This is a genomic window from Pseudoalteromonas sp. MBR-15 (assembly GCF_053628915.1).
In genome coordinates this window covers 20,071-35,436 of record NZ_JBRJHH010000009.1, presented here as the reverse complement: position 1 = coordinate 35,436, position 15,366 = coordinate 20,071, and the positions used below count along the sequence as shown (strand labels likewise).

The window sequence follows — 15,366 nt, the reverse complement described above, 5'->3', positions numbered from 1 at the left end:
CACCAAATTGAATCAATTTGGTGCGTTGTTTCAAAAAAGTTTAGCAAAGCAGATAAAGGAATTACTCTGCTTGTAACGATTAACGCGTAATATAAAAAGCTACATCCAATCAGCGTTGCGAATAACCCCAACCGCTAAGCCTTCAATATTAAATGACTCATGCTCTAAGTCCACTTCAATCGGGGCAAACTCTTCATTTTCAGCATGCAAAAATACTTTACGTCCTGCTTTTTCTAAGCGCTTTACAGTCACATCGTCATCGACACGTGCCACAACAACTTGGCCATTTTCTGCAACTTGCGTTTTGTGTACTGCCAGTAAGTCACCATCCATGATACCAATGTCTTTCATACTCATGCCGTTAACTCGCAATAAGAAGTCTGCAGCGGGTTTAAACAATGCAGGGTCAACCTGACAATGGCTTTCTACATGCTCTTGCGCCAAAATAGGTTCACCCGCGGCAACACGCCCAATCAGTGGTAAGCCAAGCTGTTCTGGCTCGTCTTCTTCGACTAATTGAATGCCTCGGCTTGCTCCAGGCTTCATTTTAATCATGCCTTTTTTTGCCAGTGCTTTTAGATGCTCTTCAGCGGCATTGGCACTTTTAAATCCCAATGTTTGCGCTATTTCAGCACGCGTAGGTGGCATACCAGTGTCTTTAATAAATACTTTAATAAGTTCTAAAATTTGCGATTGGCGTTTTGTTAATGGGCGCATACAACTGGTTTTCCATACAGTACATTTAACTGTGAGTATATACAGTTATCTGAAAATCGCAAATTTAAATTCCCCTTCCTCTCATGATAAAAAACAAGCATTGAACGGTGGGGATAGATACCATATTGTATACCGATATTTCACTTAAGAAGTTAGTTTGCGAAGGAAACACAATGAGCATTTGGTATCAACCATTCACCCTCGAATTATGTAAAGAACTCGAACAGGGTATTACTGGGCAAGGCACATTAATGAAAACAATGGGCATTGAAATAACCGAAATCGGCGACGATTATTTAGTGGCCACTATGCCCGCTATTCCAGAGCATCATAACCCTATGGGGATGGTCCATGGTGGTGCTAATGTTGTTTTAGCAGAGACTGTAGCAAGTTATGCAGCCAATTTTGTGGTCGACTTCACCGCATATTATGCTGTTGGCCAAGAAATAAATGCCAATCACATTAAAGCCTCTCGAAAAGGCCTCTTAACAGCCACGGCAAAGCCACTGCACTTAGGTAAGCGAACATCTGTATGGGAAATTAAAATAACGAATGCGGCAGGTGAACTATGCTGCGTATCACGAATGACCGCAGCGGTAGTCAAGCGTTAGTGATTAACGCTCAACAGGATAAATAGTAATTTCGAGCCCTGCGCCAATCGCTGAAATACGTAATAAGGTGTCTGCGTGCAGGGCTTGATTAAAACATTTAGGTGAGTCACCCGACTCAAACCCAATATCGAAAGTACGCTTTGAGCAAGACAACCATTGCTTTAATGCATTGCGTGAGCACGACTCTATAAGTTCACATAATTGGTTGATAGCTTTATCTGGTGTGCTGATATCAGCCGCGGCTTCAATACGTGCTAATTGACGGTATTCATCTTGGTCGTAATGTAAAACCATGGCGTTTTTCTTTAAATCAGCTACCAGCGCACTCATATCGTGTTTTGATTCAAGTTCCAGATCTACATTTAAAAATTGAATTTCCGACATACTCTCGTTTTTACCCTCTATTGATATCTCTGAAACTTTAACTCAGTTTTGTACATAAACCAAATTTAGAATACAGTAAATGCTGCAAGAGCGTTGAGTCGCTCTGTCTATACCGCTGCCCAATAAAAAAATAATAAGAGGTAATCAATGAATAAGCGCGTATTTAAATATGCCCGTAAAGGGCATAAGTGGCTGGGTTACTTACTCGCCATACAACTCTTTTTTTGGTTATTAGGGGGCTTAGTAATGAGCTCCATCCCCCTTCAAAAAGTACATGGTAAACATTTAGCCAATCGTAGCTTAGATAATCCATTTACCTTGCATGATTACCCCGCTTCTCTTGACCAAATAACCAAACAATTTCAGCAAATTGATAGCATTCAATACCGTCATTTTTTAACCACTCCCATCATCGAAGTGACGACTAATAAAGGCGTGTTTAACTTTGACGGTCAATCAGGTCGTGCTATGAGCACACCAACTAAAACTGAAATTATTGCCAATGCCAATGCACACTTACTCATCAAGGCGGATGTCGCGGGTGCGCAGTTACTAGAAAAAGGAGCGAGAGAAGTCGGTCACCGCTCCAATGTGTGGCAAGTGAGCTATAACGATTGGTTAAATACAACCGTTTATTTAGAAGGCGACTCCGGTAAAGTCATTACTGTTCGTAGCACCTTGTGGCGCATTTTTGACTTTTTCTGGATGCTGCATATCATGGATTATGATGAACGAGAAAATTTCAACAACCCATTACTAATTAGCTTTGCCGCAAGTAGCGTATTATTTTGTATTACGGGCATTATTTTATTACTACAAAATGTCCGTATCAGACGCCGTAAACCGATTACACGTGCTGATCAATCAAAATAGGGTTACCATCAGGGTCGGTGACAATAAAACTGGCATCACCGACCTTTTGTACCGCCAGCCCCTGTTGTTTAAAGTGCGCCTCTAGTTCATCATAAGCACTAAACTCACTTAAAGGTCTCGCACTTTGGTCCCAGCCAGGGTTAAAAGTCAGCATGGTTTTATCAAACATCCCCTGAAACAAACCTATTAAATGTTCACCGTTTTTCATAATCAACCAATTATGCTCTATCTCACCCGCAAACTGAGTAAACCCCAACTTCTCGTAAAATAGCTTTGAAGCATGGATATCTTGTACATTTAAACTCACAGAAAACGCACCTAACCGCATTGTTCAACTCCCATAGACTGTATTTATTAATGACTATAGTTTACTTTTGGCGCGTACTCTTTTTCTTTTCAGCTCTGCGTTTTACAATAGTGTTTCCAGTAGTTCACTTATGTGATGGATATGCGTTTACTTTTATCAGCAACTTTATGCCTGTTGTTATGCTTTACGGCGTCTGCAGAACAGTTTTCAAACTTTTCTAGCGCCAAAAAATACCTTATTAAAACCTTACCCGAAAACGCTAAAAGCTTATATTGCGGGTGTGATATTAAACGCCAAGGAAAAAAACTGGTGCCCGACCCGAGCGTCTGCGGGTACATACCACGTAACGAAATCACTCGCTCTGGTAAAGAAAATGCACGCGCGAAACGAATTGAATGGGAACATATAGTCCCTGCGTGGGAGTTTGGGCACCAATTACAATGTTGGCAAAATGGCGGGCGTAAAAACTGCCGAAAAGTCAGTGAAAAGTTTCGTAAAATGGAGGCTGACATCCATAATCTAGCCCCTGCAATTGGTGAAATAAATGCCGACCGCTCAAATTTTCGCTATGGAATGGTTGCAACGAGTAGCGCCAACTACGGCGCATGCCCTGTGAAAATAGATTTTAAACAGCGCGTATTCGAACCACCACTTTATGCAAGAAAACGTATAGCAGACACCTATTTTTATATGCAAAAAACCTATGACTTAAAAATATCAGATAAGCAACGCACCTTGTTTGAGTCATGGCAAAAACTCGAGATAGCCGAAATAAGCAATAGAAAAGCACTGTAAAATTTGTACACCTGTTTACAAAACTACAACCGTACTCTATTGCCTTGCCTCTTTCTTGTTGATACTTTTTAAACAATTATTTACAGGAAAGTAGACAAATGTTTAAAAATAACAAACTCGCAGTAGCAATCTTTTTTGCAGTGTCAGGCCTCTCTTTATCTGGCTGTGGTGGCGGAGGTTCATCAACGCCAACCAACCCAGATACAAGCACGCCTACACCACCCCCAACAAATTCTGGACCAACATGGACTGCTGGTACTTTTGCCTCATCGAGTGAATTTAAAGACCAATGTGCAATACCACGCACGGGCACTGATCCTTACAACAATAACCAACCATACCCAGATAAAGCAGGCTCTGAATTTACAGAGAAAATGTGGTTACGCTCTTGGAGCAATGAAACTTACCTTTGGTACGATGAAATTGAAGATAATAACCCAGATAACTTTAATTCAGTGGCCGCTTATTTTGCACAGTTAAAAACGTTCCAAGAAACAGACTCAGGTGCTAACAAAGATAACTTCCACTTTAGCGAACCGACCGAAGATTACTTTAAAGAGGCGCAATCAGGTGTCGTATCTGGCTACGGAATTAACTGGGCATTTATTAAGAATACTCCTCCGCGTGAGTTGCGCGTTGCTTATCTAGAAGATGATTCGCCAGCCGCTAAAGCAGGTTTACAGCGCGGCGATACTATTCTATCGGTTGACAATGTAAGCATTGATAGCAATACCGCCGCAGGCGTCGATACATTAAACGAAGTACTTTTTAGTCCAACAGCTGGCGAATCTCACAACTTTAAGTTGCGCAGCAATGATGGCACTGAAAAGTCGATTAATATCGTCGCCGGAAATATCACCCAAACGCCGGTGCAAAACGTTGGCACCATCACTACCGAAAAAGGTTTCAAAGTTGGCTACATGCAATTTAATAGCCATATTAGTATTGCTCAACAAGGACTTATTGATGCGGTCAATCAGTTTAAAGCCGACAATATTGATGAACTCGTAATCGACTTTAGGTATAACCGTGGCGGCTTGTTAGCGCTCTCATCGCAGCTTGCTTACATGGTCGCAGGCCCTGCTAATACTCAAGGTTACTATTACTATCAAACCATTAAAAACGACAAACAACCTGTTGAAAACCCATTTCCGTTCGTTGATATTGAAGTGGACTACTCAACTTTTGAGGTAACTAATAATACCCTGCCAGATCTTAACTTAGCAAAAGTCTATGTACTGAGCACTGAAAGCACTTGTTCTGCCTCAGAAGCTTTTATAAATGGCTTAAAAGGCATTGATGCTGAAGTTATTTTAATTGGTGGTAAAACCTGTGGTAAACCCTATGGCTTTACCCCAACGCATAACTGCGCCACGACGTATTACACCATTCAGTTTACCGGTGCCAACTTTAAAGGTTTTGGTGAATACGCCGATGGCTTAAACCCAACACCAACACCACAATTTGCAGCTGATGTGAAAGGCTGTGTCGTTGCTGATGACTTTGATCACTCTTTAGGCGACCAACAAGAAGGACTCCTCGCGGCCGCTCTTTATCATATTGAAAATGATAGCTGCCCTGTTGTGGCACAAGCATCAGCAACTAAACAGCTAAACTTTGCATCACAAGCAGAACAAGAGACTGGGTTATCGCTTTCACCAAATCGTCCTATTTACAGAGAAAACATGGATTTAACTCGTCCAGTTTCAGCGAAAGGAAAGAGCAATGAGTAAAAAACATGTGCTGGCTGTCGCTATGTTAACAAGCTTAGTGGCGTGTAAAAGTACCCAAGCCGAACAACCACAAAATGCCACACTAACGAGAGTCAACCCAGGTGTCATCACTCAGTTGCAACAAGCGATTCAGTCAGCCAAAGGTGGGAGCTTAGTAACGCTCGCTGATGATGTGTTTACAAAAAGCGCAGAACTATTGATTGATCACGGCACCAGTAAAGGTCCAGATGGAATGCCAATTATGGGGGCACATAGCATTCCATCTGAAAAGTTCATATTGCAAAAAGCCGCTGATCAATGCGTACTTTACTACCCTAAAAAAGAGTTGCGTATTCCACTGCCCAATGTGGAATGCGAAGTCAAATAGCAAAAAAGGCGCAGTATGTTACTGCGCCTTTCATTTTCTAGTGCTTCTGATGAATAGCGTTGCTATCCATGCAATTGTCAATAATTAACCCTTGTCAGATATCGCTATTATAGGCTTTGATGAGGACCAAACACTTCGTAATGAATACGCTCGGCTGCCACACCTAAATTAACTAGTTGCTGTTTAATCAAAGCCATAAAAGCAATGGGTCCACAGATATAAAACGCGCCATCGCTAAGCGGTAACTTTTCAGCCAGTAAAGCAACATCCATCAAACCAGTAAAATCTGCTCCGGCTCCTTCTTTAAACCATGTAAAACAACTCAGCCCTTGGTGTGTATTAACTTCTGACAGCAAATAATCTTTAAATGCATATTGCGCAGCGTTATCACAGGCATGTAAATAATGGATAGGCTGACTAGGTTGCTTGTCAAGTAAGCTTTGCAGCATGGCCAACAAGGGTGTTTGACCAACCCCTGCAGAAATGAATACCACAGGGCAGTTACTTTCACGTAAAACAAAATCACCCGCGGGTGGGTAGACCTCTATGTGCTCGCCCTCATCTAAACTATGTAAATAATTAGAAACCAGTCCTTCTCGCTTCACACTGATCCGATAGTTTTCACCGTTACTTTTTTGTGAGATAGAATACTGGCGAATTTGAGTATTCTCAGTCTTTTTAGGGTGGACTTTTATGCCTAAGTATTGACCAGGTAAGTGCGACACAACGGACTTTCCATCACAAGGAGTGAGGGTAAAGCTGGTAATAGAATCTGACTCAACGTGTTTTTTAGTGATCGTAAACAAACGAGTACCAAACCAGCCCCCTTTAGCTTGTTTAGTTTTTTGATATAGCGCCATTTCTTCTGTAATGCATACATCGGCAAGCAATGCATATGCTTCACGCCACGCATATTCAACCTCAGGGGTAAATTGCTCTGGCAATAACTCTTTTAGGGTCGCAATTAAATGCCCACCAACAATCGAGTAGTGTTCTGGCAAAATATGGTAACTCGTGTGTTTATGGTTAATACGTGCTAACGCACTTTTTAAGACCTCAAGATTATCAATATTTGCAGCATAAGCAGCTAACGCATTGAATAATGCAAATTGCTGATGCCCTGATTTTTGATGGGTCATATTAAAAATATTTTTTAGCTCAGGATTATAACTAAACATACGATCATAAAAGTACTCAGTAACCTGCGGACCTGCTTCTGCAAGCAGAGGCAGTGTACTTTTTACAACCTGGATCGTTTTTTCAGATAACATATTTTTTCCTATTTAAGAGTAGTTAACCTGGACGGCCATCAACACGACGTTTCAGTAAAATGGGCGCACAATGAAATAAAAATAAAATAAAACCCAGCACCCATAGCAATGCACTTAATTGCCACGCAAGGTGATGGTTTAAAATAGCGGGGAGCAGAGCACGGGCAATGGCAGCCCCTGCAATAAGCATAAAGGCGACATTCACGAGTGCAGGCACCTGTAAAGGACGACTTGTATGGCCATGTGATACACGCACCATCATGGCAAGAATCATTAAGCCAATCGTGCCAACAGTGACAAGATGCAACGCATCTTTAAAGAGTATGAGTGGGCTGTAAAAGCTAACAGCGATTAACGCTAAACCTATTGCCAGTGCCCAATAAGCAAAATGCAGAGACCACAATAAAGGCACTTTTAATACACCTGCATGCCACCACAAAATACTGCGATAAAAATGCAAGGTAGCTAGCCATGCGAATATCCAGCCAACACTCAATGTATTAAAAAATAACTGGCTTAAGAAATACCAAGCAATGGCAAATAACGAACTGAATAGCAGTAGCTTATCAAGCTTAGGGCTGCGCACTTGTTCAGTAATATTAAGACCGCGTGCGGTAAAAAAAGGCACAACACGCCCCGCAACAACCCCCACCAATAACACCATGAGTAAAACGGCGGTATCAACAATACTTAGCGCAAAGGAAAACTTTTGCAAAACGACCAAACTGAGGAAAATCATATTGCACGCGCATAGCATGGCGGTAATAAAAATGAACAAATAATTATGACGGCTTTTAGCCTGTAAGAGCATATCAGTCAAAATAGCAATACCAGCCAACCACCACACAAGCTGAAATCCCCCTACCAAGTAAAGGTTAAGTTGACTAATACCATTTACGTCAACAAAGAAACTGCCGCGTGCGATAACCCAAGTCACACTAAGTAAACACAATTTAATACCGCTAACACTTGGCACACCTGTCCACGTTTGCGCTGCGGTCAGTAAGAATCCCATAGCAACGACCCCTGCAAACCCAAATAGCATTTCATGGGCATGCCACAGCGTAACAGGCATTGTTAACTGCCAACTTGCATAGCCACTCAGAATTAGCAGCCAGTAGCTCATAGATAAAACAGCCAGAATACCTGCCCCTAAAAAGAAAGGTCTAAATGCTAATCCCCATACTGGCCATTTACTTAGCTGATAAACATGGATTTTTTTTGGCATTGGCTCTGTTAAATTAATGACTTTCATTGCAACCCTTATTTGCCCGAATTAGTCAGCCTATTGCACAGTTCACGCCAAAAATAAAAACCATTTATTTTCAATCAATTAAAAACAAATCATTGCCTTATGTGTCATAATGACTCACCATTATAAAAGACAAAAGAACACATTTAGGTCAATTTGACATGACAAGCCAAAAAAGCATCCTCGATATTGCATTGGCACTTGCCCACGTAAATCCAAACAAAAACGACTTCAGCGATCTACTAAGCTGTATAAGTGAATGGATACACTGTGATGCCGTTGCCCTACTTATTAAGCAGGGCGAAACGTTAAAACCCGTCGCCCAGCGCGGCTTGTCTCAAGACACTCTTGGCAGACGCTTTGAGATAAACGAGCACCCTCGTTTATTTGAAATTTGCAGAAGCACCCAACCGCTCAAGTTTGCTAAAGAGTGTGAGCTTCCTGACCCTTATGATGGTTTATTACAAAGTCGTGAGGGGGATTTTCCTGTACATGCATGCATGGGGCTGCCCCTTTACAGTCAACAGCAAGATTCACAATTACTGGCTGTTTTAACCTTTGATAGCCTCAACGAATATGCTTTTGATGATGTCCCCCATACTCAGCTCACACAGCTTATGCAATTAGTCGCAGCACATGTTGAAACCCTCCTTACAGTGCAACATTACCAGCAACATGCACAGCACAATCACCAACTAGCTCAGCAACTTAATCTTGAGGCTTTAACCCGAGAAGGTGTTGAAATAATTGGTAATAGCCACTGTATGCAAATACTAAAAAATGATATTCAATTAGTGGCTGCATCGGAGTTTAGCGTACTGATACAAGGCGATACTGGAGTCGGGAAAGAGCTTGTTGCACGTAATATTCATCTCAATTCGAAGCGACGAGAACAACCCTTAATCCACCTTAATTGTGCTTCGTTACCTGAGAATCTGGCAGAAAGTGAATTTTTTGGGCACAGCAAAGGCGCATTTACTGGCGCCCATTCAACTCGCCAAGGTAAATTTCAACTCGCTGATGGCGGAACACTTTTTCTTGATGAAATTGGTGAATTACCCTTAGCAATGCAAAGTAAGTTGTTGCGCGTACTGCAAAGTGGCGAAGTGCAAACCGTGGGTGAAGATCAAAGTCGTTACGTTGATGTACGCGTTATTGCAGCAACTAATCGCGACTTAAAACAAGAAGTTGCTGAAGGACGTTTTCGCGCAGATCTTTATCATAGGCTGCGCGTTTACCCACTTAACGTACCCGCACTAAAAGAGCGCGAAAATGATGTGATTCTTTTGGCTGGCTTTTTTGTTGAGCAAACTGCGCGCAAACTTGCTATAAAACAGCTAAAACTGGGTATCGATACGCAAATATTGCTACGCCAATATGATTGGCCTGGTAATGTGAGAGAGCTTGAACACGTGATAAGTAGAGCTGCTTTGAAAGCCAAACAACAACAATGGCAACAGAAAATCATCACCATTGAACCACAGCACTGTGATATAGAAAAACGTGCTACAAACACGCACACAACGACTCAGCTTATCAATACCAATACATCCTCGCTGTCATTAAAAGAAGCTACCGATGCGTTTAGTTATCAGATGATTATGCAGCAACTAGAACAGCACAACTTAAACTGGGCAGCCACTGCCCGCACGCTTAAAGTCGACAGGGCCAACCTTGTGAGGCTGGCCAAACGCTTGGGTATTAACGTAAAAAAGTCGCTCTAGTTTTTTAATTTTTTAAAATAGGCTTTTAGTAGCTGGCTAAACGCCTGTACTTTCGCGGTGCGGTGCACCAAGTGATGTGTTACCAACCAGAGGTCGGTCGGCCAAACGAGTTCTTTTGCAAGCACAGGCACTAAATCTGGGTATTGATCTGCGACCTCATGCTGTAAACCACCAATGCCCAGCCCCCTAACAATAGCACGCGTTGCTTCTGATGTTTCTGATACTCTAAGCTTGATTTGTGCGGGTGCTATGTGCTCATCAACCCAAGCAAAATAAGGCACTTTAGCGTTGTAACCAGCTACACCCGACACAAAACTATGCTGCTCTAACTGCTGTAAGGTTTTCGGCAAACCATATTTTTCAATGTAGCTTTTTGACGCATAAAACCCGGACGATAACTCAGCCAAATGCTGAGCAATATAATCTCCTTCATCAGGGCGAGGGCCTGCACGTACAGCAATATGAGCTTGACCATGGTCAAGACGTAATCGGTTTTGGTCAAGGATCACTTCAAGCCGTACTTGCGGGTGTAGGCTCTGAAACTGTTCGCATACTTCACTTAATACATCAATGAAACCACTGACCGTTGTCAGTAATAAACTGCCACGCAGTTGACTGTCGGCAGCAATAATATCGTTGTGTAGCTTTTCGAGCTCTGCATTAATCGCTTTCGCTGTCGCAAAGAGCTTTGCACCTATTTCTGTCACGGTGTAACCACGCGCATGGCGATGAAATAAACGTGCATCAAGATTCTCTTCTAAGTTATTAACCCTTCTGAGTACCGTGCTGTGATGAACACCCAAAGATTCTGCCGCGGCAGTTAATGTGCCTAGTCGTGCGACTTCATAAGCAACTTTTACATCTTGCCAATCATCAAATTGAATTGCCATAGCGCCCTCTTATGTGCATATATGCACATAAGTTTTGCGTTTATTTGGCTTTTCTGCAAGCTGTTTTTTGCTAAAGTTAAGGTATCAACCGTGAAGCTTAAAAGGAAGCCATCATGACAGCACCAAAAATCATTGCCCTCGCAGGCAGCTTACGTAAAGACAGCTTTAATCAAAAACTAATTAATGAAGCAGCACGCTTCGCCCTTGAAAGCGGTGCTGAAGTAGAAGTGCTTAAACTAAGCGATTTAGACTTACCACTATTCGATGAAGATATAGAAGCACAGGGTACACCTGCAGGTGCACAACGTTTAAAAGATAAACTACGTGCTGCCGACGGTATTTTATTAGCAAGCCCAGAATATAATGGCTCTATTACAGCACCTTTAAAGAATGCCATCGACTGGGCTTCGCGAACTGAGCAAGGTGCAGTGCCTGCATTTCGTAACAAAGTAACGGCACTGTTTGCGTCATCACCTGGTGGTTTAGGCGGCCTACGTGGTTTAAATCATGTACGCGATATTTTATCCGGCATCGGTAGCCTAGTATTAGCTGACCAACTTGCAGTGCCCGCTATCCACACGAAATTAGATGAACAAGGCCGCATTAACGATGCCGATACCGCCGAACAAGTTGCCAGCCTTGCACAGCAACTTGTCAGTGTCGCCAGTAAATTAAATAAGTAAGCGTTTAGCTCAACTTTGTCGCTGCTAATTTTGCAGCGATGAAGTCTTCATGAGTCACATACAGAAGACTCGCGACACGGCGAATAACTAATTCTTCATGTTTATCAAGTTCGCCATCAGCGTACGCTAAACGCCATAACAGCTCGATGATATCGATGCGCTGCTCGGCACTGCACTGAGCGTTAATTTGCTTAGAAAATTGGAAGTAATCAATCGCTTCATCTAAGTTTTTCGACGCACCTTCTACAAGCTCCAGCACTTCTTCGTCTGATAAAGAAAAGTATTTCTTTAAGGTGTTGTTCAGTGCCTGTTGCTCATCATCTTGTAACTCATTGTCAGCGCGCATCACCTCAATTAATAGTGCAGCAACAGCCGTTTTGAGGTCATGTTCGCTAATGTGAGATTGGCTGTTGTCCATTGCTGAAAAGAGCTGTTTTATTTTACTGAGCATCACATTGTCCCTTTTGGGTGTTAAACTACGTATAGATGTAACGTTACCTTAGTTTGACTATGGATGCTAATTCATGGTTCAACGATGCGATGAATTAACGCATTAATCACATGGAGTTAAGTGTTTATGAGTGGAGTTAGAAGTACACAAGCACTACTGTTCAGCGCGATGATATTGATTGCGGGGTGCAGTGCTGCCCAGGCCGCAAAAGGCGAAACCGAGAAACTCTACGACTTTGATGAGAAAGTCCATTACTATCAAACCAAATTGGCAGATGGTCGTTATCATCTTGAAATTCAATCTGATGATTACCCACATTTCAAAAATCAAAGCGTCTTTTTACTGCGTCATGCTAGCCGGTTATGTAAGGACAAACCTTTTATGTTAAGAGTGACTGATGGCGTACAAGAGTACGAGCGCTTTCCTACGAAACCACGTGCCTACCAGCCACCTTTAACCGTAGTATTGCAATGTGAAGACGACGCTAATTAACCAAAAGGCTGGATAATAAGTCGGTATCCAGCGGCTACTATTAACGCCAACTTCTTGAGTTTACTTGGAGCTAGTTAATCAGTGTAGCCCCACGGAGCGTTTGGAGGTGTAATCGGTTTTGTTAAGTCAAAGTCAACACGAAACTCACGACCCTCACGCACTAAACGGTAGGTGAATTGTTTTGGGTAAATATACATTTGCCACGTATTACCCATCGACTGCGGAATACCTTGGCTTGCAAACAACTCTTTTGAATATTGATCTGCAGGAAATGACTGAGCATTCACAAAGCCAGCATCGACAGTATGACCGCCATACATTGTAGACGCATCATCGCTGCCATCTTTATGGCGATGATCGTGCTTTAAACTCAAACCACTGCCTGTTTTAGTTATGATCCATGTACGCGACGCATCATCACCAACATGAAATGGTACTTGCAACTCACGCTCGTTACAGTGACGCACATGCATAATAAGCTTTTTACCCGCAAACGAGCTTGGCCCAGTGGCATTATCAACCGTAACTTTTCCCTCATACGCTTTGCCACAATGCGCTGCAATATTGTTAAAAAAGCCATCATGGCTCGGTATTGACACTAACGGCGCTGGGCGTGCAATTGCCACTGATGATGCTGTCACTAGCATTGAAGCCACTAAATATTTCATGGTGTGTTCCTTAAATAAAAAATACGTGTTTTAGATTAGCGATTTATACATGACAAAGAAAGCAATCACGATAAGTAATAAATAAAAACGCGGCTTACGCCGCGTTTAGGTTCCACATGTAATACACGTTTATTGCCAAGGTCTCGTGGCTGCAAGTTGCTTTTCAAAAGCATCTATTTGGCCGTTAAGCGTCTCGGTTACTCCGATAAAATCTAGGCCACTTAATAAACGTTCTTTAATGTCATGACGAATATCAAAATGAATGGTCTCAAATTTATCGCTACGAAGTTGCTGATTTTCTAAATCTACTTCGATATGAATATCATCATGCTGTTCACTCAGTACAAATAATCGCTCAAGTGTTTCTGCCGGTAATGCGATAGCAAGCATTTGGTTATTGCCGCAGTTATTAAAGAAAATATCTGCAAAGCTTTCCGCTAAAATGACTTCAAAACCATATTGCTTTAATGCCCATGGCGCATGCTCACGCGATGAACCACAACCAAAGTTGTCGCGAGTTAAAAGAATTTGCGCACCTTGGTAACAAGGGCGATTCAAAATAAACTCGGGGTTTGGCTCGCCATTATCTAAGTAACGCCAATCATAAAAAAGCGCCGCATCAAAGCCATCACGGCTGGTTGAAGTTAAAAACTGCTTTGGAATAATTTGGTCAGTATCTACATTGTTTTTATCTAACGGGGCCATTAAGCCACTAAAAAATACGCTCATTAGGCTTCTCCTCTGATATCAACAAAACGACCATGAATTGCAGCTGCCGCAGCCATTGCTGGGCTAACTAAGTGAGTGCGCCCACCGCGACCTTGGCGTCCTTCAAAGTTACGATTTGAGGTCGATGCACAGCGTTTACCTGCTTCTAATCGGTCATCATTCATGGCTAAGCACATTGAACACCCCGGCTCACGCCATTCAAACCCTGCTGCCTTAAAGATATCAGCAAGTCCTTCGTCTTCTGCTTGCTTTTTAACAAGGCCAGAGCCTGGAACAATCAATGCCTCTACACCGGCTGCAACTTGCTTACCTTCAACAATCTGTGCAGCGGCACGTAAGTCTTCAATACGACTATTTGTACATGAACCAATAAATACCGTATCAACCGTTGCTGAAGACAGCTTGTCACCCGCTTTTAAACCCATGTATTTAAGCGCACTGCGAATCGCATCGGCTTTAATTAAATCAGGCTCTTGGTCTGGGTCTGGAATACACTCATCTACGCCAATAACTTGTTCAGGGCTGGTGCCCCAAGTAATTTGCGGTTGAATGTCGGCTGCTTGTAATTCAACAACATGGTCAAACTGCGCGCCCTCGTCCGTTTTTAGTGTTTGCCAATAGGCAACTGCTGCGTCAAAGTCATCGCCTTTTGGTGCAAATGGGCGACCTTTTAAGTAATCATAGGTAGTTTGATCAGGTGCAATTAAACCGGCTTTTGCGCCCATTTCAATGCTCATGTTACACAGCGTCATGCGTGCTTCCATTGACAGTGCTTCAATGCCTTCACCACAAAATTCAGCTACATACCCAGTGCCACCCGCGGTCCCTAGCTTACCAATGACCGCCATAATTAGGTCTTTCGCTGTGACTGTTGGGCGTAAACGACCATTAATTTGAATTTTTAACGACTTGGCTTTTTTCTGCTGTAAGGTTTGGGTTGCTAATACGTGCTCGACCTCTGAGGTACCAATACCGTGCGCAAGTGCACCAAACGCACCATGGGTTGAAGTATGACTGTCACCACAAACAATGGTCGTACCCGGTAAGGTAATGCCCTGCTCAGGCCCCATTACATGCACAATACCTTGATTAATCGAATTTAAATCATAAAGTTGAATACCAAACTCTTTACAGTTTGCATCCAGTGCCATTAACTGGTTTTTAGACACTTCGCTTGCAGCATCTAACGAACGGCTTTTTGTTGATACGTTATGATCCATGGTTGCAAAGGTTTTTTCTGGGCAACGCACTTTGCGGTTTTTCTCACGCAGACCTGCAAACGCTTGTGGTGATGTTACTTCGTGAACTAAATGACGGTCGATATACAGTAAATCGGTTTGATCATTAATACTGGCGACCACATGGGCTTGCCAAATTTTATCATATAAGGTTTGGGCCACTTGCTATTCCCTCGTTTTA

At 42.5% G+C, this 15,366-nt stretch carries 18 protein-coding genes; 8 read left to right on the top strand and 10 right to left on the bottom strand.

Features of this window, described 5'->3' with window-relative positions; all coding sequences use genetic code 11:
* Positions 1–99: 99 nt before the first annotated feature.
* The gene (lexA, locus tag ACSSVW_RS13130; RefSeq protein ID WP_036973430.1) at positions 100–717 is read right to left on the bottom strand and encodes a transcriptional repressor LexA; all 618 of its coding nucleotides are present in this window, start codon (positions 715–717) and stop codon (positions 100–102) included.
* Positions 718–890: 173 nt separating this feature from the next.
* Here lexA and ACSSVW_RS13125 point away from each other — a divergent pair, with 173 nt between their 5' ends.
* On the top strand, positions 891–1,328 hold the full coding sequence (locus ACSSVW_RS13125) for a PaaI family thioesterase (RefSeq protein ID WP_036973431.1): 438 nt from the start codon (positions 891–893) through the stop codon (positions 1,326–1,328).
* Positions 1,329–1,331: 3 nt separating this feature from the next.
* On the opposite strand, the gene ACSSVW_RS13120 is transcribed toward ACSSVW_RS13125, so the two are convergent.
* A complete protein-coding gene (locus ACSSVW_RS13120; protein WP_036973432.1) occupies positions 1,332–1,712 on the bottom strand; it encodes a hypothetical protein in 381 nt (126 codons plus the stop codon).
* Between the two features lie 147 nt (positions 1,713–1,859).
* Here ACSSVW_RS13120 and ACSSVW_RS13115 point away from each other — a divergent pair, with 147 nt between their 5' ends.
* Complete coding sequence (locus ACSSVW_RS13115) at positions 1,860–2,585, top strand: hypothetical protein (RefSeq protein ID WP_065979421.1); 726 nt, start codon at positions 1,860–1,862, stop codon at positions 2,583–2,585.
* On the opposite strand, the gene ACSSVW_RS13110 is transcribed toward ACSSVW_RS13115, so the two are convergent.
* On the bottom strand, positions 2,560–2,913 hold the full coding sequence (locus tag ACSSVW_RS13110) for a VOC family protein (RefSeq protein WP_036973434.1): 354 nt from the start codon (positions 2,911–2,913) through the stop codon (positions 2,560–2,562). The two genes, ACSSVW_RS13115 and ACSSVW_RS13110, sit on opposite strands and share 26 nt — an antisense overlap.
* A 114-nt stretch (positions 2,914–3,027) precedes the next feature.
* On the opposite strand from ACSSVW_RS13110, the gene ACSSVW_RS13105 reads away from it, so the two are divergent.
* From ACSSVW_RS13105 to ACSSVW_RS13095, 3 genes are all read left to right on the top strand, one after another.
* On the top strand, positions 3,028–3,687 hold the full coding sequence (locus tag ACSSVW_RS13105; protein WP_065979422.1) for an endonuclease: 660 nt from the start codon (positions 3,028–3,030) through the stop codon (positions 3,685–3,687).
* A gap of 98 nt (positions 3,688–3,785) precedes the next feature.
* Positions 3,786–5,420: a S41 family peptidase gene (locus ACSSVW_RS13100; protein WP_454179466.1), complete on the top strand. Its 1,635-nt coding sequence runs from the start codon at positions 3,786–3,788 to the stop codon at positions 5,418–5,420.
* The gene (locus ACSSVW_RS13095) at positions 5,413–5,787 is read left to right on the top strand and encodes a hypothetical protein (RefSeq protein WP_036973440.1); all 375 of its coding nucleotides are present in this window, start codon (positions 5,413–5,415) and stop codon (positions 5,785–5,787) included. The genes ACSSVW_RS13100 and ACSSVW_RS13095 overlap by 8 nt, the downstream gene beginning before the upstream one ends.
* A 107-nt stretch (positions 5,788–5,894) precedes the next feature.
* Here the strand turns inward: ACSSVW_RS13095 and hmpA are convergent, their stop codons facing one another.
* Together hmpA and ACSSVW_RS13085 are read right to left on the bottom strand one after the other, a co-directional pair.
* Complete coding sequence (hmpA, locus tag ACSSVW_RS13090) at positions 5,895–7,058, bottom strand: NO-inducible flavohemoprotein (protein ID WP_454179465.1); 1,164 nt, start codon at positions 7,056–7,058, stop codon at positions 5,895–5,897.
* A gap of 22 nt (positions 7,059–7,080) precedes the next feature.
* A complete protein-coding gene (locus ACSSVW_RS13085) occupies positions 7,081–8,313 on the bottom strand; it encodes an NnrS family protein (RefSeq protein ID WP_454179464.1) in 1,233 nt (410 codons plus the stop codon).
* A gap of 158 nt (positions 8,314–8,471) precedes the next feature.
* Between ACSSVW_RS13085 and norR the strand changes: the two genes are divergently transcribed.
* Positions 8,472–10,034 carry a nitric oxide reductase transcriptional regulator NorR gene (norR, locus tag ACSSVW_RS13080; protein WP_036973447.1) on the top strand — a complete coding sequence of 521 codons (1,563 nt, stop codon included), beginning with the start codon at positions 8,472–8,474 and terminating at the stop codon, positions 10,032–10,034.
* Here norR and ACSSVW_RS13075 read toward each other — a convergent pair.
* Positions 10,031–10,924, bottom strand: coding sequence for a LysR family transcriptional regulator (locus ACSSVW_RS13075; RefSeq protein WP_036973449.1), 894 nt, complete (start codon positions 10,922–10,924; stop codon positions 10,031–10,033). The genes norR and ACSSVW_RS13075 overlap by 4 nt on opposite strands.
* Before the next feature lie 113 nt (positions 10,925–11,037).
* On the opposite strand from ACSSVW_RS13075, the gene ACSSVW_RS13070 reads away from it, so the two are divergent.
* Positions 11,038–11,607: an NADPH-dependent FMN reductase gene (locus ACSSVW_RS13070; protein WP_036973450.1), complete on the top strand. Its 570-nt coding sequence runs from the start codon at positions 11,038–11,040 to the stop codon at positions 11,605–11,607.
* A 4-nt stretch (positions 11,608–11,611) separates the two neighbouring features.
* Here ACSSVW_RS13070 and ACSSVW_RS13065 read toward each other — a convergent pair whose 3' ends face one another.
* Complete coding sequence (locus tag ACSSVW_RS13065) at positions 11,612–12,058, bottom strand: tellurite resistance TerB family protein (RefSeq protein ID WP_454179463.1); 447 nt, start codon at positions 12,056–12,058, stop codon at positions 11,612–11,614.
* Positions 12,059–12,226: 168 nt separating this feature from the next.
* Here ACSSVW_RS13065 and ACSSVW_RS13060 point away from each other — a divergent pair, with 168 nt between their 5' ends.
* A complete protein-coding gene (locus ACSSVW_RS13060; RefSeq protein WP_371915646.1) occupies positions 12,227–12,550 on the top strand; it encodes a hypothetical protein in 324 nt (107 codons plus the stop codon).
* A 74-nt stretch (positions 12,551–12,624) separates the two neighbouring features.
* Here the strand turns inward: ACSSVW_RS13060 and ACSSVW_RS13055 are convergent, their stop codons facing one another.
* From ACSSVW_RS13055 to leuC, 3 genes are all read right to left on the bottom strand, one after another.
* The gene (locus tag ACSSVW_RS13055; RefSeq protein ID WP_036973454.1) at positions 12,625–13,218 is read right to left on the bottom strand and encodes a hypothetical protein; all 594 of its coding nucleotides are present in this window, start codon (positions 13,216–13,218) and stop codon (positions 12,625–12,627) included.
* 129 nt (positions 13,219–13,347) lie between these two features.
* Complete coding sequence (gene leuD / locus ACSSVW_RS13050; protein WP_065979429.1) at positions 13,348–13,947, bottom strand: 3-isopropylmalate dehydratase small subunit; 600 nt, start codon at positions 13,945–13,947, stop codon at positions 13,348–13,350.
* Positions 13,947–15,347, bottom strand: a complete 1,401-nt coding sequence (gene leuC, locus ACSSVW_RS13045) for a 3-isopropylmalate dehydratase large subunit (RefSeq protein WP_036973457.1) — start codon at positions 15,345–15,347, stop codon at positions 13,947–13,949. The genes leuD and leuC overlap by 1 nt, the downstream gene beginning before the upstream one ends.
* Positions 15,348–15,366 lie beyond the last annotated feature (19 nt).

Coding starts and splice junctions, on each gene's coding strand:
- lexA (WP_036973430.1), bottom strand. CDS start 717: ATGCGCCCATTAACAAAACGCCAATCGCAAATTTTAGAACTTATTAAA.
- ACSSVW_RS13125 (WP_036973431.1), top strand. CDS start 891: ATGAGCATTTGGTATCAACCATTCACCCTCGAATTATGTAAAGAACTC.
- ACSSVW_RS13120 (WP_036973432.1), bottom strand. CDS start 1,712: ATGTCGGAAATTCAATTTTTAAATGTAGATCTGGAACTTGAATCAAAA.
- ACSSVW_RS13115 (WP_065979421.1), top strand. CDS start 1,860: ATGAATAAGCGCGTATTTAAATATGCCCGTAAAGGGCATAAGTGGCTG.
- ACSSVW_RS13110 (WP_036973434.1), bottom strand. CDS start 2,913: ATGCGGTTAGGTGCGTTTTCTGTGAGTTTAAATGTACAAGATATCCAT.
- ACSSVW_RS13105 (WP_065979422.1), top strand. CDS start 3,028: ATGGATATGCGTTTACTTTTATCAGCAACTTTATGCCTGTTGTTATGC.
- ACSSVW_RS13100 (WP_454179466.1), top strand. CDS start 3,786: ATGTTTAAAAATAACAAACTCGCAGTAGCAATCTTTTTTGCAGTGTCA.
- ACSSVW_RS13095 (WP_036973440.1), top strand. CDS start 5,413: ATGAGTAAAAAACATGTGCTGGCTGTCGCTATGTTAACAAGCTTAGTG.
- hmpA (WP_454179465.1), bottom strand. CDS start 7,058: ATGTTATCTGAAAAAACGATCCAGGTTGTAAAAAGTACACTGCCTCTG.
- ACSSVW_RS13085 (WP_454179464.1), bottom strand. CDS start 8,313: ATGAAAGTCATTAATTTAACAGAGCCAATGCCAAAAAAAATCCATGTT.
- norR (WP_036973447.1), top strand. CDS start 8,472: ATGACAAGCCAAAAAAGCATCCTCGATATTGCATTGGCACTTGCCCAC.
- ACSSVW_RS13075 (WP_036973449.1), bottom strand. CDS start 10,924: ATGGCAATTCAATTTGATGATTGGCAAGATGTAAAAGTTGCTTATGAA.
- ACSSVW_RS13070 (WP_036973450.1), top strand. CDS start 11,038: ATGACAGCACCAAAAATCATTGCCCTCGCAGGCAGCTTACGTAAAGAC.
- ACSSVW_RS13065 (WP_454179463.1), bottom strand. CDS start 12,058: ATGCTCAGTAAAATAAAACAGCTCTTTTCAGCAATGGACAACAGCCAA.
- ACSSVW_RS13060 (WP_371915646.1), top strand. CDS start 12,227: ATGATATTGATTGCGGGGTGCAGTGCTGCCCAGGCCGCAAAAGGCGAA.
- ACSSVW_RS13055 (WP_036973454.1), bottom strand. CDS start 13,218: ATGAAATATTTAGTGGCTTCAATGCTAGTGACAGCATCATCAGTGGCA.
- leuD (WP_065979429.1), bottom strand. CDS start 13,947: ATGAGCGTATTTTTTAGTGGCTTAATGGCCCCGTTAGATAAAAACAAT.